Source organism: Stanieria cyanosphaera PCC 7437, assembly GCF_000317575.1.
Taxonomy (GTDB): domain Bacteria; phylum Cyanobacteriota; class Cyanobacteriia; order Cyanobacteriales; family Xenococcaceae; genus Stanieria; species Stanieria cyanosphaera.
The window spans coordinates 4,768,668-4,787,698 of the sequence record NC_019748.1 but is presented as its reverse complement, the minus strand read 5'-3'; the positions used below and the strand labels follow the sequence as shown (position 1 = coordinate 4,787,698).

17 protein-coding genes and 1 riboswitch are annotated in these 19,031 nt (G+C 39.5%); of the genes, 5 read left to right on the top strand and 12 right to left on the bottom strand.

What is annotated here, in order from left to right; all coding sequences use genetic code 11:
* Positions 1–4 precede the first annotated feature (4 nt).
* From STA7437_RS20940 to hppD, 9 genes are all read right to left on the bottom strand, one after another.
* Positions 5–1,195, bottom strand: coding sequence for a thiolase family protein (locus STA7437_RS20940; protein WP_015195386.1), 1,191 nt, complete (start codon positions 1,193–1,195; stop codon positions 5–7).
* On the bottom strand, positions 1,188–3,296 hold the full coding sequence (locus STA7437_RS20935; protein WP_015195385.1) for an AMP-binding protein: 2,109 nt from the start codon (positions 3,294–3,296) through the stop codon (positions 1,188–1,190). The genes STA7437_RS20940 and STA7437_RS20935 overlap by 8 nt, the downstream gene beginning before the upstream one ends.
* 82 nt (positions 3,297–3,378) lie before the next feature.
* Positions 3,379–3,558 carry an NblA/ycf18 family protein gene (locus tag STA7437_RS20930; protein ID WP_015195384.1) on the bottom strand — a complete coding sequence of 60 codons (180 nt, stop codon included), beginning with the start codon at positions 3,556–3,558 and terminating at the stop codon, positions 3,379–3,381.
* 517 nt (positions 3,559–4,075) lie between these two features.
* Entirely contained in the window at positions 4,076–5,350 is a 1,275-nt protein-coding gene (locus STA7437_RS20925) for a threonine ammonia-lyase (protein WP_015195383.1), read from the bottom strand.
* A gap of 99 nt (positions 5,351–5,449) precedes the next feature.
* A complete protein-coding gene (gene kbl / locus STA7437_RS20920) occupies positions 5,450–6,661 on the bottom strand; it encodes a glycine C-acetyltransferase (RefSeq protein WP_015195382.1) in 1,212 nt (403 codons plus the stop codon).
* A 126-nt stretch (positions 6,662–6,787) separates the two neighbouring features.
* The gene (locus STA7437_RS20915) at positions 6,788–7,771 is read right to left on the bottom strand and encodes an SDR family NAD(P)-dependent oxidoreductase (protein WP_015195381.1); all 984 of its coding nucleotides are present in this window, start codon (positions 7,769–7,771) and stop codon (positions 6,788–6,790) included.
* 99 nt (positions 7,772–7,870) lie between these two features.
* Positions 7,871–8,791 carry a hypothetical protein gene (locus STA7437_RS20910; protein ID WP_015195380.1) on the bottom strand — a complete coding sequence of 307 codons (921 nt, stop codon included), beginning with the start codon at positions 8,789–8,791 and terminating at the stop codon, positions 7,871–7,873.
* A gap of 90 nt (positions 8,792–8,881) precedes the next feature.
* Positions 8,882–10,075 (bottom strand): homogentisate 1,2-dioxygenase, encoded by a 1,194-nt coding sequence (locus STA7437_RS20905; RefSeq protein ID WP_015195379.1) that lies wholly within the window; start codon positions 10,073–10,075, stop codon positions 8,882–8,884.
* Positions 10,076–10,093: 18 nt separating this feature from the next.
* Positions 10,094–11,182, bottom strand: a complete 1,089-nt coding sequence (gene hppD / locus STA7437_RS20900; protein WP_015195378.1) for a 4-hydroxyphenylpyruvate dioxygenase — start codon at positions 11,180–11,182, stop codon at positions 10,094–10,096.
* 241 nt (positions 11,183–11,423) lie between these two features.
* Here hppD and STA7437_RS20895 point away from each other — a divergent pair, with 241 nt between their 5' ends.
* The 4 genes from STA7437_RS20895 to STA7437_RS20880 all read left to right on the top strand — a co-directional run bounded on the left by STA7437_RS20895 (position 11,424) and on the right by STA7437_RS20880 (position 14,876).
* Positions 11,424–11,906: an Lrp/AsnC family transcriptional regulator gene (locus STA7437_RS20895; protein WP_015195377.1), complete on the top strand. Its 483-nt coding sequence runs from the start codon at positions 11,424–11,426 to the stop codon at positions 11,904–11,906.
* Positions 11,907–11,988: 82 nt separating this feature from the next.
* Positions 11,989–12,084, top strand: a riboswitch (TPP riboswitch).
* Between the two features lie 6 nt (positions 12,085–12,090).
* Positions 12,091–13,476, top strand: coding sequence for a phosphomethylpyrimidine synthase (gene thiC / locus STA7437_RS20890; protein WP_015195376.1), 1,386 nt, complete (start codon positions 12,091–12,093; stop codon positions 13,474–13,476).
* Positions 13,477–13,712: 236 nt separating this feature from the next.
* Positions 13,713–14,321, top strand: coding sequence for a DUF721 domain-containing protein (locus STA7437_RS20885; RefSeq protein ID WP_015195375.1), 609 nt, complete (start codon positions 13,713–13,715; stop codon positions 14,319–14,321).
* Between the two features lie 264 nt (positions 14,322–14,585).
* Complete coding sequence (locus STA7437_RS20880; RefSeq protein ID WP_015195374.1) at positions 14,586–14,876, top strand: hypothetical protein; 291 nt, start codon at positions 14,586–14,588, stop codon at positions 14,874–14,876.
* A gap of 251 nt (positions 14,877–15,127) precedes the next feature.
* Here STA7437_RS20880 and menB read toward each other — a convergent pair whose 3' ends face one another.
* The gene (gene menB / locus STA7437_RS20875; protein WP_015195373.1) at positions 15,128–15,961 is read right to left on the bottom strand and encodes a 1,4-dihydroxy-2-naphthoyl-CoA synthase; all 834 of its coding nucleotides are present in this window, start codon (positions 15,959–15,961) and stop codon (positions 15,128–15,130) included.
* A gap of 285 nt (positions 15,962–16,246) precedes the next feature.
* Here menB and STA7437_RS25615 point away from each other — a divergent pair, with 285 nt between their 5' ends.
* Positions 16,247–16,534 (top strand): hypothetical protein, encoded by a 288-nt coding sequence (locus STA7437_RS25615; RefSeq protein ID WP_015195372.1) that lies wholly within the window; start codon positions 16,247–16,249, stop codon positions 16,532–16,534.
* Here the strand turns inward: STA7437_RS25615 and rlmN are convergent.
* Together rlmN and STA7437_RS20865 are read right to left on the bottom strand one after the other, a co-directional pair.
* Positions 16,455–17,516, bottom strand: a complete 1,062-nt coding sequence (gene rlmN / locus STA7437_RS20870; protein WP_015195371.1) for a 23S rRNA (adenine(2503)-C(2))-methyltransferase RlmN — start codon at positions 17,514–17,516, stop codon at positions 16,455–16,457. The genes STA7437_RS25615 and rlmN overlap by 80 nt on opposite strands.
* Before the next feature lie 63 nt (positions 17,517–17,579).
* Positions 17,580–18,848, bottom strand: coding sequence for an inorganic phosphate transporter (locus STA7437_RS20865; protein WP_015195370.1), 1,269 nt, complete (start codon positions 18,846–18,848; stop codon positions 17,580–17,582).
* Positions 18,849–19,031: the final 183 nt, after the last annotated feature.

The window sequence follows — 19,031 nt, the reverse complement described above, 5'->3', positions numbered from 1 at the left end:
CAGATTAAACTCGCTCAAATGCGATCGCAGTGCCTCCACCTGTACCATGACAAACAGAAGCTAAACCTAAAGTTAGCTGTTGTTTTTGAAGAGCGTTGAGTAAAGTAACTACAATTCGCGCTCCAGAAGCACCAATGGGATGCCCTAAAGCGATCGCTCCTCCATAGATATTCAGGCGATCTATAGCAACATCAAATATTTTGGTAAAAAGTAAATTGTTAATGGCGAATGCCTCGCTATTCTCAAACAAATCAAAATCAGTTATTGATCTGCCGAGTTTTTCTAACAGTTTCTTGACGGCCCAGATTGACAACTCTGGAAAACGCCAAGTTTCTCCACCAGTCCATGTACCTCCCAATACTTTAGCAATGGGTTTTAGTTCGTAACGTTCCAATGCCGACTGGCTAGCTAAAATCAAGGCTGCTGCTCCGTCTGAGATTTGGCTGCTATTGCCCGCAGTGAGAACTCCATTTTTTTGAAAGGCAGAAGGAAGTTGAGCAAGACGTTCTAAAGTTGTATCTGGACGAACTCCTTCATCTTGTTCTATTAGTTGAGTGCCTTTGCTAGTTGTAACTTCGATTGGGACGATCTCAGATTGAAAACTACCGCGCTTGGTTGCTGCTGCTGCCCGTTGGTGAGAACAAAGAGCCATTTCATCTAAATCTTGACGACTGAAACCATATTCGAGAACCAACCGCTCGGTTTGTTGTCCCATGCTTTCGCCAGTAGTAGCATCTGTCAATCCGTCGTAGAGTAACAAATCTTTTAACGGTTCTGATCTATCTGAAAGTAATTTGTAGCCCCATCTAGCTCGGTGAGAGAGAAAAAAACCAGTTTGGGACATCGATTCCATCCCACCAGCGAGAACCAAATCTGCTTCGCCAGCACGGATAGCAGTAGCTGCATTAATTATGGCGATCGCACCAGAAGAGCAGACTAGATCGACTGCATAGCCATTAACAACATTAGGAATTCCAGCCTTAAGTGCAGCTTGACGGGGCAATAATTGTCCGTGTCCCGCTTTTAAAACATTGCCAAAGATATAAAGGTCTAAAGCTGCTCCCGATATCCCCGCTTGTTTTAAGGCAGCTTGCATCACATAAACACCTAAATCTACTGGAGATAGATTCGCCAACACACCACCAAACCGACCGATGGGAGTGCGAACTGCTGAAACAATATAGACTTCAAACATACATTTTATTGAAATTTTTCTGATGAACAGTACCCTGCCGTAAAACGACAGGGCTTGCGTTCACTTCGTCAGAATTAGTTCTATAGCGATCGCGTAAGACTCGACGCATCAGTTTATTAGAAGCAGTACGGGGTAAAGCCTCGACGATCTCCAAATCGTGTATTTTAAATAAGGGATTGAGATGTTGCTTAATTGCTTGCTGTAGAGAAATCAGGAGTATTTCTTTGTCTGTGTTCAAGTTAGGCGTGACTACAGCGTAGATTACTAATTGACTGGGGCCTCCTTGAGCAGGTTCAACCGCGATCGCAGCAGTTTCGCTGACTCCCTCTACAGCATTAAGAACTTGTTCTATCTCTACCGAACTAACCTTGATACCACCCAAATTCATCGTATCGTCAACACGACCATGTCCGCGATAGTAAGAGTTAGACAGACGCTCAATGCGATCGCCATGACGGCGTAGGGAAATAGAGGGAGTATTAGCAAAGTAGACTTGATGGTGATCTTGATTTAATAATTCGGTAGAAAGTCCTATTGAAGGGGGAATAATAAATACTTCTCCTTTGTCGGCAGGTTGACCATTTTCATCAAAGATAGCCAAGTCTAAACCCAAAGCAGGAGTAGTAAAGATCGAAGGAGTGCATGGTTGTACTAGCGTACCAGTCAGATAGCCACCACCAATTTCCGTACCACCGCAATATTCAATAATTGGTTTGTATCCAGCTAGAGACATTAAAAAGAGCATATCTTGGGGCGTAGAACATTCCCCTGTAGAACTGAAGGCTTTGATCGCACTCCAATCCAATCCTTGCATACAGTCAGTTACTTTCCAGCTATTTACTAAACTAGGTACTACCCCCAACATATTTACCCGTGCATCTTGGACAAACTGACCAAATCCTCTCTTAGTTGGGACATCATAGTAGAGAGCTATAGTTGCTTGGTTGATCAGGCTAGCGTAGATTAGCCACGGCCCCATCATCCAGCCTAAGTTAGTCGGCCAGGCTACTACATCTCGTGGATGAATATCATGATGTAGATGTCCGTCTACAGCACACTTGATTGGCGTAGTCTGATTCCAGGGAATAGCTTTAGGCTCTCCTGTAGTACCCGAAGAAAACAGAATATTAGTATGAGCGTGAGGATGAGCCGAAAAAGCAGTGAATTGATCTTTATAAGTCAGAAAATCAGTCCAAAATAAATCTTGTTGACGCAATTTAACCGATAAAGATGAATTTGTTTTGACTGCGATCGCTTGAGGCGCATCTGCTTCGATTATTTTGGAGTAGAGGGGCAACTGTTTACCAGCACGTAAAATATAGTCTTGGGTAAAGATTGCTTTGGCTTTAGATAGATGCAGACGAGTGGCAATTGCCTCAGCAGCCAAACTATCAGCAATGGAGACTACCACGCAACCAGCTTTAATAATACCCAAGTAAATAGCAACAGATTCAGCAGTCATGGGCATAGCAATCGCGATAGCATCACCAGGAACAAAGCCATTGTCTCTCAAACTATTGGCAACTCGATTGGTGAGAGTTTCAAGTTCTTCATAAGTAAGAGTAGATAAAGAGTCTCCTTCCTTTTGAAAGATAATGGCAGTGTCATCTCTAGGTGCTTGAAAACAGCTTTCGACAATATTCAGACGCGCACCTACTAACCATTGAGGTGATTCTATCCCTTGAGAAAAATCGACAATTTGAGTATATTTTTCCCTAAAACAAATATTTAGTCGTTCAATCATCACTTCCCAAAACTCAGCACGATTTTTACTCGACCAATTATGAAGTTCTGAGTAAGAAGCTATTTTGAGTTTCATGATCAAGGCAGCAATATTGGTAGCTGCAATTTCTTCCTTAGAAGGAAACCAAGCTGGAGGATTGCCTTGACTAGTGTTCCAGTCACAGAAGACAGTCTCATAAAGAAGTTGGTGTAAGGCAAAAGGATGCTGAGGTTTGAGTATTGTTTGGCTGATATTTTGCCAGCATTCCACCGCTGGTAAAGAAATAAGCCACTGATTAATTTGTGGTAGGATCGCGGTGGCTATTGTTTGGTTCACCCCACATTTGACGATCTGATCGAGCGATATGTGCTTTGCCATGGCTATCAACCTTCTAAAAGATTTAACCCAGCGTTATGCTTTGCTTTTGCTTCAATTTTTCTTCTAAAATGAGATGCTTTCACTACAGGTAGCACTGCTTGAGCATTTCTCTACATAAATTCTCATGCAACATCATTTGCCTAAATATTTGTAGCAAATATTCTCTCGCCTGTTCTTTGTTTAGTCCGTCGATTTCTTTTTTTAAAACTTCTAATTTAAATTGTTGCTCTAAGCTGAGTCCTTGTTCTTCTGATGCGTCCATAATTTCACCTCTGCATTGTGCAAAAGCTCTTGAATAGCCTGTTTTAAAACTAATCTCTAATTAGGTATTGAGCCTATAACAAGCTTTTTATTTAGTTACTAAAAAAACTATTACTTTTAGTAATAATCGTTAAATTGTAATTCTCAAGTCATTACTATTATAGCGAATAATTAATCCCATAGTACTAATTAATACCAGGAAAAATTAATAAATTATAAAAAGGGATCGAGCTAATAAGGTTGTATTTTGATTATATTTACATTTAGTCTTTAATCTTATAAAAATGATGCTCGCCTGTTTAAGTTAAAGGAAGTATAAATTTTTTTTATCTTTCAATATTTTTATAGCATCTAATTTAATCATCAAAATTTCCGCGTCTGGAATACTTTGATAAATATCATTTTTAGTGGTTCAAAGAAAAATATTTAATTATGATAAATAATCATAAAAAAGATGGTTTCCTAGCATTTTGAGCAAAGCGGTCTCACCAAAGCCGAGGCACGTACGCGATCGCTTATTAATCAAACTTAAGAGTAGAAGCGCGATCGCCCCTTGTTCCACAGATCGATTGTAGACGAGTCTTGTATCCTGCTTTGGTTAGTACTTCAATAATTTGCTGTAAATGAGCAACTCCTCGCGTCATCATTACTAATTCCAACTCTGCTGAGTGTAATGGTAGACAGCTAAATTCCCTTTGATGGCGCACTTCGATAATGTTGGCTTTAGTTTCACCAATCAACCTAGCCACTTCTGCTAAAGCACCAGGCACATCCCTAATTTCAACTTCCAGTCGTACTAGTTGATTAGAACGAACCATGCTGCGTTGTACAATCTCTGCAAGGATAGGCAAGTCAATGTTACCACCACTGAGAATGATGCCCACCTTCTGCCCGACGAACCTCTCACTATATTTAATTAAAGCTGCCAATCCTGCTGCACCTGCTCCTTCGACAACTGTTTTCTCCATTTCCAAGAGTAATCGCACCGCTTCTTCAATTTCATCTTCGTCTACCAGCAGAATCTCATCGACTAACTCGCGGATAATTGATAGGGTTAGTTTTCCTGGGGTTTTAACGGCAATTCCTTCCGCAATAGTCGAGCTACCGCAGATAATCGGTTCGCCTTGTAAAGCTTGTAGCATCGAAGGAAAGCGTTGAGTTTGTATGCCCACAATCTTGATCTGAGGACAAAGGCTTTTTGCTGCGATCGCATTACCTGCAATTAAACCACCACCGCCTACGGGAATTAACAGAACTTCTAGATCGGGATGAGAGGTAAGCATTTCTAAAGCGATCGTTCCTTGTCCAGCAATAATCTGTTCGTCGTCATAGGGATGGACGATGTTTAAGTTCTTCTCCTGAGCAATCTGTTTACCTAAAATGATGGCATCATCTAAAGTTTCACCATGAAAAATTACTTCTGCCCCAAAGGAGCGAGTTCTTTCTACTTTGATATTAGGTGTAAAACAAGGCATGACTATCACGGCGGGAATGTTTAAACGTTGAGCTTGATGAGCAACTGCCTGGGCATGATTGCCTGCCGACATCGCGATAATTCCCTGCTTCCTTTGTGCAGCAGTTAAGGAAAGTAGTTTTACTAAAGCACCCCGATCTTTAAAAGAACCTGTAAATTGTAGGTTTTCCATTTTAAGAATTACTGTTGCTTTTGCCATTTCTGATAAATGTCGCGAATAACGACAGGGAGTATCAGACGCTTGCGCCAAGATCGTCTTAGCTGCCTGGCGAATGTTTTCTAAGTTTGGCGGTCTAAAAGTAGCAAGCTTGATGTTCATATCCGTCTAATTAGTAGTAATAAACTTCTATTGTTCAGGCCTTTATTTTCCCTTCTGCCTTCTCCCACCGATAACATGACTATTCAACAGGATACGATCTTAGATTGCCCCATATTGTTTACCAACACGGACAAAGGCATCGATACAGCGATCAAGATGCTCTTTTGTATGGGCAGCAGAAATTTGGACACGAATGCGAGCTTCTCCTAAAGGAACAACGGGATAACTAAAGCCAATTACATAAATACCCTCATTTAATAAATCCCTTGCCAGATACTGAGCTAATTGTGCGTCATAAAGCATAATCGGCACGATGGGATGAATGCCAGGTGCAATCTTAAAACCACAATCAGTCATATGTTGACGGAAATAGCGCGTATTTTCCATCAAGCGATCCCGAAGGGATCCGCTTCGCGGTGCGCGTAAATCATTAGTTTGGCTTAACAAATCCAACACTTTCAGGGTGGTATAGACAACCATCGGGGCGACAGAGTTAGAAAATAAATAGGGTCGCGATCGCTGTCTGAATAGCTCAATCATCTCTTTCCGTCCGCTAGTAAAACCTCCTGTAGCACCCCCTAAAGCTTTTCCCAAGGTACTGGTAATAAGGTCTATTCTTCCCATCACTCCGCAATGCTCAATCGAACCTCGTCCTGTTTCACCTAAAATGCCTGTGCCATGACTATCATCGACCATCACTAGGGCGTTGTATTGATCAGCAAGATCGCAGATTTGCTTCAGTTGAGCAATCTCGCCATCCATACTAAAAACACCATCGGTAGCAATCAGGCGAATTTTGGCAGAATGTGCCTGTTGTAGTCCTTGCTCTAGTTCTTCCAGATTACTATGAGCAAAACGATACCGCTTGGCTTTACACAGACGAATGCCATCAATAATACTGGCATGATTTAGGGAATCGCTCAACACTGCACAATCAGCATCTAAAAGGGTTTCAAAAAGTCCAGTGTTAGCATCGAAACAGGAACTATACAAAATTGTATCGTCCGTACCAAGAAACGCCGAAATCTTACCCTCTAATTCCTTATGAATGGTTTGCGTGCCACAGATAAAACGCACCGATGATAAGCCGAAACCATATTTATTTAAACCTTCTTGAGCAGCAGCAATTACTTCGGGATGGTTCGCCAGTCCCAAATAGTTATTGGCACAAAAATTTAGTACTTCTCGACCTTCTTGAACTAAAATCTTGACATTTTGGGGAGAAATCAGCATCCGCTCTTCTTTATAAAGTCCTGATTGGCGGATCTCATCGAGATTTGATTGAAAAATATCGGTGGCGGTGGCAAACATAAGTTAAATGTCCAAATAATTAGGTAATAAATAATTAAGTGATAGGTAATAGGTAATAGGTAATAAGTAATAAAGGATAAGCTGTTGTTCATTTAAATTGCATATTCAACCTCTGCTTCTGCCCTTTTAATTCTTACTTTTTACTTTGACCTTCCCTAGCTTAAGAGAAAGATGTCCAAGCATATCGGCAACAATAGCAGGCAGATCGTAGCTATGCTGCCAGCCCCAATCAATTCGTGCCTGGGAATCGTCGATTACTGAAGGCCAAGAATCCGCGATCGCCTGACGAAAATCGGGCTGATAGTCGCAAGTAAAATCGGGGAGATGTTTTTGAATTTCGGCAACTAGTTCTGCTGCCGAGAAGCTTACCGCAGTAATGTTGTAGCTGGAACGTATTTTTATCGCTGTCGATTTTGCTTGCATCAATTCCAGGATGGCTTTAATGGCATCTAGCATATACATCATGGGCAAGCGTGTTTCTGGACGAACAAAGCAGGTATAGCTACCTTGTGTCATTGCTCGATAAAATATTTCTACAGCAAAATCAGTCGTACCTCCTCCTGGAGGAGTGTTATAACTGATAATTCCTGGTAAACGGAGACTACGGACATCGACCCCGAATTGATGAGCGTAATATTGACAGAGTAATTCCCCCGTCACCTTGGTAATACCGTAGATTGTGGAAGGTTCTTTAATGGTTATTTGGGGTGTTTTAAATTTAGGAGTATTCGTTCCAAATACAGCAATAGAACTAGGGGAAAAAACTTTCAGGTGATAGGTTCGGGCTGCTTCGAGTATGTTTTTAAGTCCATTAATATTAACATTCCAGCATAACTCGCGATCGCGTTCTCCCTTGGCAGATAAAATTCCTGCTAGATGGTAGATAGTATCCACCCCATACCATTTAATAATTTCTTGAAGTCGCTGACTATCTGTTACATCTAAAACTTGATAGACAAGTGATTCATTTTCTAGATTAGAATTTGCTTGCCGACTACTGGCAATAATTTGAGTATTTTTATCTTGTTTACTCAACTCCTTAACCAGATCACTACCAATTTGACCTGTCGCCCCAGTTACTAAAATTGTTTTTGCCACAATAGTATCCATCCATCTTCCAGAATTTATTTAGTGCAGGTAGAAATCACTAGCCAGTCAATTTAACGAGAAAACCTTGTCATCAAGAGGTTAATCTTCTGCCTTCTTGCACTAGAAACAGTAAGAGCGGTCGCTCCTCAAACCATCCCAAAAAACAGCGATCGCTTTGAGAATTTCTTGCCCTCCTTGGAAAAACTTTTCTTGATCAAAATTTGGTTGAAAGTAAACTTCCTCCAGTTCCTCCAACGTATGTCCTGCGTGCTGTGCTTCGACGCGGTTGTGCCAAGTAAAAAAGGCTAAACGCAGCTCTGGGTGCCTAGTTTGTGCGATCGCGGATAAACCATCTTCTAGTTGTTGCCAAAAACCTGCTGCTGCCCAATTTTCAACTGCAAAACTAGCTCCTTGAGCAATCTGCGGATCGTCGCTACCGTAAAGGCGGATTAATTGATCGCAGAAATGTAAAGTTGTTGGTCTGCCATGTTTGCGTTTACCAATCTCTGCAAAACTTAGTCCTAGTCCTTCAGCTACTCCCAATAACCATTCAAAATGAGCAGCACGAAAACGACAAATACCTCCATCTACTGTTCCTTCAGTGCTGACTAGTTCGGGGTCACCTTCGCGGTCTTTTTTCTCCTCGCTTAAAGAAGTGGAACTGTTCATCTGTGGTTTGGGATTGCGGTAAATTACTCCTAGTTCGTTGAGTAAAATTTCTCGACTAGACCGCGATTGTTGCAGAGTAGGCGCGTTAATTGTTTTGAGTAAGGCTGCTACCAGAAATTGATTGGAAAAGACAGAAAATTGTCGAATAAAGTGTCTTAATTGTGCGTCTGTTGCCTTACCCCGACTGAACCATTTAGTATATCTATTATCGATAATGATACGATGATGCAATAAACGGCGATCAACCTCAGCAAGAAAATTTTGAAATTCTTCTACCTGTTTCTGAGTTAATTCTCCTCGACCTAAACGTTCCTGTATCCGCGTCGAAACGGTTAAATTACCTGAAGTTTTTGTTAGAGTTTGAATAATCATTCTAAAGTTGCTCCCGATTTAACAATTAAGCTCATCCACATTTAACTTGCCTCTTGCCTCCTGCCATCTGCCTTTACCTCAACCAGTCAACTAGATATTGATCGGCTCACTCCAGCTATAGGGATAGTCTTTGTCCTCAAAAAGCAATCCTTGCGTGGTCAACTTAAGTGGTCGAAAAGTATCGATCATCACCGCAACTTCATCGGTTCGTTCCTTTCCAATCGATCCTTGATATTTTCCTGGATGAGGCCCGTGAGGTATACCACTAGGATGAAAAGTAATCGAGCTTCGCTCAGTACCTAGACGAGACATAAAATTGCCCTCAACGTAGTAAATTACTTCATCTGAATCGACGTTGGCATGGTTATAAGGAGCAGGAATAGCTAAAGGATGATAATCAAATAAACGCGGGACAAACGAACAAATCACAAAGCCAGAACCTGCAAAGGTTTGATGTACTGGCGGAGGCTGGTGAATTCGTCCTGTAATCGGTTCAAAATCCTCAATATTGAGAGCAAAAGGCCAAAGATGTCCATCCCAGCCCACAATATCTAGGGGATGATGTTGATAGAGGTAACTAGTTATCCCACCTCTGGCTTTAACGCGAACCTCAAATTCTCCTCGCTCGTCATAGGTAATTAGCTTTTCTGGTGGACGAAGATCTCGTTCGCAATAGGGAGATGTTTCCAAAAATTGTCCGTACTCGTTGAGATAGCGTCGGGGAGGTTGAATATGTCCCCATGTTTCCAGCACTAGCATTCGTTGTTCGACATCTGCATCGGGTAAAATGCGCCAAAGAATGCCTGTGGGAATTACCAAATAATCACCTGGCTGATAGTGAAGGATGCCAAACTGACTTTCTAAGATGCCACTACCATCATGAATGAACAGAATTTCATCCCCATGAGCAAAACGATACCAATACTGCATCGGTTCGCTTGGTCGAGCAATTGAGATACAAAGATCTGCATTGCCTAGAAGTGGAACACGAGACGCGATCGCGTCCGCGCCTGCTTCGCAAATCGCATCTCCTCTTTGTGATACAGTGTTGGTGCGCAGATGACGAGGATACAAAGGTGCTGATTCTTCATAGATGATTTCTGTTGGTTGTTTCCAAACAATTCGTTGGATTTGGGTAGGTGGACGCAGGTGATAAAGTAAAGATTGAACCCCTGAAAAACCCAGAGTTCCGATTAGTTCTTCGTGATATAAAGAACCGTCTGGCTGACGAAATTGAGTGTGACGTTTGTGAGGAATGCTGCCCAGTTTGTAATAGTAACTCATAATTTTGACTCCACATTCCTAGAGATTGCCTCTTCGTACTTGCTCGCGCTCAATGGCTTCAAATAAAGCCTTAAAGTTGCCTTCCCCAAATCCCTGAGAACCACAGCGTTGAATTACTTCAAAAAATAGTGTTGGTCGGTCTTCTACTGGTTGGGTAAAAATCTGAAGCAAATAACCTTCGCTATCGCGGTCTACCAAAATTCCCAACTCTGCCAGTTTCTCAATTCGTTCATCGATTTTGCCTACTCTTTTGTCAATGTTTTCGTAATAAGTTGGGGGTACGGCCAAAAACTCTACCCCTGAATTTCTAAGTTGAGATACCGTTTGAATAATATCGTTGGTTGCGAAAGCTACGTGTTGAATTCCAGCACCGCCGTTATAATCCAAGTATTCTTGAATTTGAGACTTACCTTTGCCTTGGGCTGGCTCATTAATCGGTAGTTTAATGCTGCCTTTTCCGTCTTGCATCACCTTAGACATCAAGGCAGAGTATTCTGTGGCAATAGTTTGATCGTCGAAATGAACTAACAATTCAAAACCCATTGTCTCGGCAAAAAATTGTACCCACTTTTCCATCGTTCCCAACTCAACATTGCCGACCACATGATCGATACGGGTTAATCCCACACCCTTACCAGTAGCTGATTTTCTTGGTACAAAACCAGGAGCAAACACTCCCTTGTAATTACTTCTTTCTACAAATTTAATTAAAACTTCACCATAAGCATGAATGGCTGCATAACGAAATACTCCCTGTTCATCCTCTTCTTCAGTAGGTGGAATAGCTCCCCTAGCACCCCGCTTAGTTGTCTCACGGTAAGCACGAACAGCATCAGGAACTTCCAAAGCAATTACAGCTATAGCATCACCATGAGCGATCGCACTTTGACAAATTTGATCATCTCCACTCAACCCTGTACTCAACACCAAACGAATCTGACCTTGTTCCATTAGATAGGATGCCGTTTTGCGCTCTCCTGTTTCTAAACCTCGATAAGCAGTATTAGTAAAGCCAAAACCTTGACTATAAAAATGTGCTGCTTGTTTAGCATTACCAACGTAAAATTCGAGATGATCAAAGGATTTGATCCGACAAATTTCGCTCATGGGAATTCCTCCCTTCCCGAGGTATCGTCAGTATTTGATCTGCTTTTGATGATTAATTTCTTGATGCAAATAAATTAGAGAAGACTATAACTCGGTTTTGATTATTAACTTAATTAAAGTGATTAGAATAAAAAAAATAACTATTACTCTTATTTAAGTATAGATCGTTTCTTTAAAAACTTGATTCAGCTTTAAAAATGAACTAAGCTAGATAAAAAATATTATTCAAAGGAAATTGACCTTGAATCCCAAAGAGCCACTAGAACAGTTGGATGAAATGGATAGGGCTATCTTGCGTTTGTTACAAGAAGATGGTCGCATCAGCAGTGCAGAATTAGCTCGTCGAGTCAATCTCTCAGCCCCTGGACTCCAAAAAAGACTGAAAAAGCTCGAACAAAAGGGGACAATAGACCGCTATGTTACTTTGGTCAATCGCGAAGCTTTAGGTTTGGATTTACTTTGTTTTGCTCAAGTTACTCTCACTCATCATCAGTCAGAGTGTGTCAATAATTTCTGTACCCAAGTACAAGAATTACCAGAAATTTTAGAATGTCATTATCTTGCGGGAGAATTTGATTATCTTTTAAAATTTGTAGTTGCCAACCACCAGCATCTAGAGAAGTTACTACGCGAGAAAATTATCCCAATTTCAGGTGTAGATAAGATCAGAACTAGTATCGTTCTTAATGAAGTCAAAGCTTCAACTTCATTACCGTTGGATTAGAAAATGTCGAGTACTTAAAAAATTTTATTTTTTATCATAGCTAGGATTGCTCCATCAACAGTGGCAAAGTGATACAATTCCTAACCATAGCTAGGGGTGTCTGAAGTGCCAGGCTGAGATAGTCCCTTAGAACCTGATACTGGGTAATACCAGCGGAGGGAAGCTGTTTATTGAGGAAAAAAATATGAGAACACAATGGGTTGCCAAGCGGAGTGGACAAAGTAATGTTACCCAAATACACTACGCTCGTCAGGGAATCATCACTGAAGAGATGCACTACGTTGCCAAACGAGAAAATCTTCCAGTCGAACTAATTCGCGATGAAGTAGCAAGAGGAAGAATGATTATCCCCGCTAATATCAATCACGTTAATTTAGAACCGATGTGTATTGGTATTGCGTCTAAATGTAAAGTAAATGCCAATATCGGTGCATCTCCGAACTCTTCAGATCTTAGTGAAGAATTAGACAAATTGAACTTAGCCGTAAAATATGGTGCTGATACGGTGATGGATTTGTCTACTGGAGGCGGTAATCTCGATCAAATTCGCACAGCAATTATTAATGCTTCTCCTGTACCCATTGGCACTGTACCAATTTACCAAGCTTTAGAAAGTGTACATGGCAAGATTGAAAATCTCACTCCTGATGATTTTCTGCACATTATTGAAAAACACGCTCAACAAGGCGTAGACTATATGACCATTCATGCAGGTATTCTAATTGAATACTTGCCCTTGGTAAAAAATCGCATTACTGGAATTGTCTCTCGCGGTGGTGGTATTATTGCTCGCTGGATGCTACATCATCACAAACAAAATCCTCTTTACACCCATTTTGATGAGATTATTGAGATTTTTAAGAAATACGATGTTTCTTTCAGTTTAGGGGATTCTTTGCGTCCTGGTTGTACCCATGATGCTTCGGATGAGGCACAACTATCGGAACTCAAAACTTTAGGACAATTGACTCGTCGCGCCTGGGAACATGATGTACAGGTGATGGTAGAAGGTCCCGGTCACGTGCCGATGGATCAAATTGAGTTTAATGTCAGAAAACAAATGGAAGAGTGTAGTGAAGCACCTTTCTATGTTTTAGGTCCTTTGGTAACTGATATAGCTCCTGGTTACGATCATATTACATCTGCGATCGGAGCAGCGATGGCTGGTTGGTATGGTACAGCAATGTTGTGTTACGTCACTCCCAAAGAACATTTAGGTTTACCTAATGCAGAAGATGTTCGTAATGGCTTAATTGCCTACAAAATTGCTGCTCATGCTGCTGATATTGCCCGTCATCGTCCTGGTGCTAGAGATCGAGATGATGAGCTTTCTACGGCTCGTTATAATTTTGACTGGAAACGTCAGTTTGAATTATCCCTCGATCCTGAACGCGCCAGAGAATATCACGACGAAACTTTACCAGCAGATATTTACAAAACTGCTGAATTTTGTTCGATGTGTGGGCCTAAATTCTGTCCGATGCAGACTAAAGTTGATGCCGACGCATTAACTGAGTTGGAAAAGTTTTTAGCTAAAGAAAAAGATAAAGAAACTCTAGCTCACAGTTAAGTCTGGATTGATTTTTTTGTGATTGTTTTGAGGGTAGGCTGCTCGTAGCTTACCCTTTTTTGTAGTTGAAATATTGAACAATAGAGTTAGCTCACTAATTCTGAATTATCTTATACTAAGTTGGAGTCAAAAGTCTAATTTTGTCATACTGAGCGAAGCGAAGTATCTTGCGAGATTCTTCACTTTGCTTTGCTCCATTCAGAATGACATATTAGAGCGCAACTTAGTATCAACTGATGTCTTTTAATTCCCTCGATCGCATTATTGCCCTACTCGAACAACAACCAGGTTGGGAACAGTATCAACAGTATCGCCAAGTGATGAACTGTTGGCAAGAAGTAATAGACCAAAAATTAGTCCAACATACCCGCCCTTTATATATTTCCAGGCAAATTCTTTGGGTGGCTATTTCCAGTTATAGTTTGGCACAAGAATTATCTTTACAAAGATTTTCTTTACTTCAAAAACTCAATCATCAATTATCTTTTGTTCTCAAAGACATTCGTTATTCGCCTCAACATTGGTATCAAAGCAAAAATTCACCAAGCAATTCTACCCAATCATCTCATCCCAGCCAGATTGAAATTAGTCAAACTGAAAGTAATATTCTTAACTCTACTCCAGCTAAAGACCTTAACACTGCCGTGCAACGTTGGCAAAAAATTCTGCAAGAGCGATCGCAGCGGTTACCTGCTTGTCCTCAATGCAGTTGCCCAACTCCCATAGGAGAACTAGAACGTTGGCAATTATGTTGCCATTGTATTAGCCAGAAATGGGCTGCTCAATCTCATCATCTTACAGCTAATTTAGAAGCAAATAAACAACAAAAAAAAAATCAAGATTGACTTAAAATAATTCAATTTACTTTGATCCCTATCAATTTGAAACTATTTATAGTTAGATCTACCTAAAACTAATTGTATTAACCACTACTAAATTTAAAAGCTTGTATCTGTTTATTAACCAATAATAAAGAGAATATAAAAAATAAATAGGGATTGGGGATCGCTAAAAGCTATACAGGATAATAGTTGGAATTGCATAATTAGGACTTTTGGCTTTAAGCAAAATAGAGATGTGGGTTAAACAGTTTGAGCTTAATAAAACCAATGAAAAAAGCAAGTTTTAATACTCCTGCTTGTCGTTATTGCCGTTATTACAATTCAGAAGGGCGTAGAGGAGGCTCTTGCCAGAGGTTAGGAGTACCAGTTGAAAGTAATTGGATTGCTTGTTCACTAGCTTCTTCTCCTTTTGACTCTCCTTGGGACAATCTTGAAGAAATATTACTTTTAGAAAACACGTTTTCACTAAATTGTACTAGTCAACTTTCTGCTGTTGAAACAACTCATTCTGAAAACATAACTGTCGATATCAAAAAGCTCTTACCAAATAAAAATTAGTTTAAGTCAATTCCCATTTTTAAGATCATTAATAAAACTCATTTGTTGAAAAAAATTTAAAGTAGAGTCGCATCCAATCTAAAGATTTTTAGGTGCGACTCAAAAGTTAAGTATTCTGGTTTTTAAAACAAAAAATTGAGAAAACAACTACAAATTTAGTTTGATAGCATTTCTATTTAAGTAACAAATAAAGGTTCAAATAGTGAAATAAATTGAATCAGTTTGATGTAGAAACGCTATCTAGTTTGAAATTAAGGTAACCAAGGATACTGACGAAAATCAGGAGGGCGTTTTTCTAAAAATGCTTGTTTTCCTTCCGTTCCTTCTTCTGTCATGTAATAAAGCAAAGTTGCATTACCCGCTAGTTCTTGTAAACCAGCTTGTCCATCACAGTCTGCATTAAAAGCAGCTTTGAGACAACGAATGGCAATGGGACTTTTTTCTAAAATCTCTTTTGCCCATTTAATTCCTTCTGTTTCTAATTGTTGTATCGGAACAACGCAGTTAATTAAACCCATTGATAAAGCTTCGGTAGCGTTGTACTGACGACAAAGAAACCAAATTTCTCGAGCTTTCTTTTGTCCGACAATCCGAGCTAAATAGCTAGCACCAAAACCGCCATCAAAACTGCCAACTTTTGGTCCTGTTTGTCCGAAAATAGCGTTATCTGCTGCAATAGTTAAATCACATAAAAGATGAAGCACATGACCACCTCCGATCGCATAACCAGCTACCAAGGCAATAGTTACTTTAGGAAGAGAACGAATCAGACGTTGTAGATCGAGAACATTTAAACGAGGAACTCCTTGATCGTCAAGATAACCTGCTTTTCCTCTCACACTTTGATCACCTCCCGCACAAAAAGCGTATTTACCATCAGTATGAGGGCCTACCCCAGTGAGTAAAACCACACCAATAGAACTATCTTCTCTGGCATCACAAAAAGCATCATACATTTCAAAAACAGTTTTAGGTCGAAAAGCATTTCGTTTATGAGGACGATTGATACTGATTTTGGCGATACCATCCCATTTTTGATAAAGGATATCTTCATAAGTTTTGGCTGTTTGCCATTCAAATTCCATAGTTACCGCGATCGCTCTTAGGCTTGAATTTACAAAAAATACAACTTTCGGAATATTACCGCAAGTCAGGAATTTTAGGATAATAAACCAAACTTACCCAGTAAATTTTATTAACGAAATTAATTCAGGTTGATTTTGTCAAAAAAAATCGAATTAGTAGTTTAAACGACAGGGATCGCTGAAAAAGTTTTAATAAAAAATGGGATCAAAAAAACAATAGCAATTATAATAAAACAGTTTATTAAAAATAAAATCAAAAAATAATTAAACAAATATCAATAAAAAATGAATATTGTTGTTGTTGATCGAGGAAAAAAAATGAATAAATTACAAATAATTCGTTGCCCTAACTGTGGAGATTTGGCAGAAAGATCTCACTGTACCCAAAGTCGGATCAGAAGGACTTCCTGCGGTAGTTGTGATTATTTATTAATACAATGTTTGGATACAGCCAGAGTAATTGAAGCCTATGCCCCAGGAATTACAGCCGATTTTAGCGCATCTCGTTTAAAGATGTCCGCAACTGCCCACAAGCAGCATCAGCTTCTAAACCGCGAGAATACCTTACGCTAACAGCAATCTTTCTTTGCTTCAGAATCTGAGTAAATTGAGTAATTCGCTGTTGACTAGGACGTTGATAATGAGCTTCTTGAATTGGATTATAAGGTATAAGATTAACATGAGTTTGAAAACCTCGTAAATGTCGAGCCAATTCTTCTGCGTGTTCGGGTAGATCATTGACACCAGCGAGGAGAATATATTCAAAGGTTATTCTTCTACTGGTAATAGTGACGTATTCTCGGCATTCTTCTAATAATTGCTCTAAAGGATAATGATTGGCACTTGGTATGAGTTGTTCTCGTAATTTTTGATTAGAAGCATGAAGACTAACCGCAAAAGTAACTTGTAATTGATGTTGAGCTAGTTGACGAATTTTGCCAGGTAATCCTACCGTTGAAATTGTTAGATTTCTTTGTCCAATGCCTACATCTTGATTAAGAGAATGCACTGTGGTTACTACTTGTTCGAGATTAATTAAGGGTTCTCCCATGCCCATAAACACGACATTACTAACTCTTTGCCCAAAATCTTCTTGAACTGTGAGAACTTGGTCGACAATTTCACTAGCTTGTAAGTTGCGGGTATAACCACCTTTTCCTGTAGCACAAAAGTCGCACGCCATCGGACAACCAACTTGAGAAGAAACACAAACAGTTAAACGTTTATCAGTTGGAATACCGACGGTTTCAATGGTTAAACCATCTTGCAACCGTAAAAGATATTTGCGAGTGCGGTCGGGTGCAATGCTGCGATAATCAATGGTAGAACGCCCAATCGGAAAATTTGCCATCGATTCCCGCCATTGTTTCGGAAAAACAGAAATTTCCAAGAGCGATCGCGCTCCTTTTTGATATAACCATTGATGTAACTGCTTACCACGATAGGCAGGTTGTCCTTGTTGTTGTACCCAGTCGGTTAATTGAGTTAAAGATTTTCCTAATAAAAATTCTTGGTTGCTGATTGAAGCAGGTTTATTTTTTGTAGAGATATTCATAATAATTTAGTTAATATTTGATGGTTAACTAGAATTGGTGTAAAGATAATTCATGAATTATCCCTACTGATAATTGGTGAGTGTGATTAAGCGCAAGAGACTAAAACTAATTATGCCTAAAATAGCAGCAGCAGGTAGAGTAATTACCCAAGCGAGAATAACTGATTTAATTGTTTGCCATTGAACTTTTTGAGTTTTCTGCAATATACCAATCCCAACTACACTACCTACTAAAGCATGGGAAGTGGAAACAGGTAAACCAATTCGAGAAGCTAACAAAATTGTGGTAGCTGTGGCAAGTTCGGCACAAAATCCACTGCTAGGAACAAGAGTGATTATATCTTCTCCAATAGTAGTAATAACATTTTTACCTTGAACAGCTAAACCAGCTACAATTCCTAAACCACCAAGAATTAAAATCCAAGCGGGAATATTAATCCCATTAATGGGAACAGTATTATAGTTAAACACATATACAATAGCTGCTAAAGGAGCGATCGCATTACCTACATCATTAGAACCATGAGCAAAAGCGACAAAACAGGCACTAAATACCTGAAATTTTGCCATAATTTTTTCTAAAGCTGCTCTTTTTTCTGTATGGCTTTGTTTAGCTTTTTCTAACTGCTGCCAACTAAACCAACTAATAGAGATCGCGCCTGTTCCCCCAACTAATAAAGAAAGATCGTGAAGCGGAAGTGGAAAAGATTGAAAGATATTTTCTTGCCAAATTCTTGGTAAAACGATCACACTAAAAATCGCAACTAAACTGCTGCTTAACCAAGGAATCCATTCTTGTAAACGGGTAAGAGAATCAGAAGTATTTAATAAATAATTTTGCAGCAAGTTATAAAAAAAAGCAGCAATAATCGCACTAATTATAGGTGTAACCAACCAACCTAAACAAATAAAACCAATATTGCTCCAATCTACTGCATTTTGTCCAACAGCAACCCAACTAAAACCTGCGATCGCTCCTACGACAGCGTGAGAAGAAGCGACGGGTAAACCTTTGCTAGTAGCAATTTGTAACCATAAACCACAGGCAATTAAGACTGATACCATTCCCAACACAAATAGTTGAGGTTGGTCGCTAAAAAGATCTGGATTAGCTATTTTAGTAGCTAAGGTAGCTGATACTTCATGTCCAAAAATAATAGCACCAGTAAATTCTAAAATACCAGCAATAATTAAGGCTTGTTTGAGAGAAATTGCTTTTGAGCCTACCGAAGTTCCCATTGAATTAGCAACATCATTAGCTCCCAAATTCCAAGCCACATAAAAAGCTAAAATTGCAACTAAACTAAGTTGAAAAATAATTCCTAAAGACAAAATAATTCTCGCTAATAATATTTATTGAAATTGATTTTAAATTAGTTAAAGTTTAGTTTATTTAAAATCTATCTAAAGACTGAAAGTTACTAATTTATTTTCAATCAGATTAAATATCAAATTCAAGTCATAATCATACTAAATCCTGTTTGGATACAATACTTAAAAAGTTAGTCAAGGTAG

What these genes read in the sequence shown, in the direction of transcription:
- STA7437_RS20930 (WP_015195384.1), bottom strand. Translation starts at nt 3,558, where the DNA reads ATGGACGCATCAGAAGAACAAGGACTCAGCTTAGAGCAACAATTTAAA.
- STA7437_RS20885 (WP_015195375.1), top strand. Translation starts at nt 13,713, where the DNA reads ATGTCTTTTAATTCCCTCGATCGCATTATTGCCCTACTCGAACAACAA.
- STA7437_RS20910 (WP_015195380.1), bottom strand. Translation starts at nt 8,791, where the DNA reads ATGATTATTCAAACTCTAACAAAAACTTCAGGTAATTTAACCGTTTCG.
- STA7437_RS20925 (WP_015195383.1), bottom strand. Translation starts at nt 5,350, where the DNA reads ATGAACATCAAGCTTGCTACTTTTAGACCGCCAAACTTAGAAAACATT.
- thiC (WP_015195376.1), top strand. Translation starts at nt 12,091, where the DNA reads ATGAGAACACAATGGGTTGCCAAGCGGAGTGGACAAAGTAATGTTACC.
- STA7437_RS20880 (WP_015195374.1), top strand. Translation starts at nt 14,586, where the DNA reads ATGAAAAAAGCAAGTTTTAATACTCCTGCTTGTCGTTATTGCCGTTAT.
- STA7437_RS20915 (WP_015195381.1), bottom strand. Translation starts at nt 7,771, where the DNA reads ATGGATACTATTGTGGCAAAAACAATTTTAGTAACTGGGGCGACAGGT.
- hppD (WP_015195378.1), bottom strand. Translation starts at nt 11,182, where the DNA reads ATGAGCGAAATTTGTCGGATCAAATCCTTTGATCATCTCGAATTTTAC.
- menB (WP_015195373.1), bottom strand. Translation starts at nt 15,961, where the DNA reads ATGGAATTTGAATGGCAAACAGCCAAAACTTATGAAGATATCCTTTAT.
- rlmN (WP_015195371.1), bottom strand. Translation starts at nt 17,516, where the DNA reads ATGAATATCTCTACAAAAAATAAACCTGCTTCAATCAGCAACCAAGAA.
- STA7437_RS20940 (WP_015195386.1), bottom strand. Translation starts at nt 1,195, where the DNA reads ATGTTTGAAGTCTATATTGTTTCAGCAGTTCGCACTCCCATCGGTCGG.
- STA7437_RS20905 (WP_015195379.1), bottom strand. Translation starts at nt 10,075, where the DNA reads ATGAGTTACTATTACAAACTGGGCAGCATTCCTCACAAACGTCACACT.
- STA7437_RS20935 (WP_015195385.1), bottom strand. Translation starts at nt 3,296, where the DNA reads ATGGCAAAGCACATATCGCTCGATCAGATCGTCAAATGTGGGGTGAAC.
- STA7437_RS25615 (WP_015195372.1), top strand. Translation starts at nt 16,247, where the DNA reads ATGAATATTGTTGTTGTTGATCGAGGAAAAAAAATGAATAAATTACAA.
- kbl (WP_015195382.1), bottom strand. Translation starts at nt 6,661, where the DNA reads ATGTTTGCCACCGCCACCGATATTTTTCAATCAAATCTCGATGAGATC.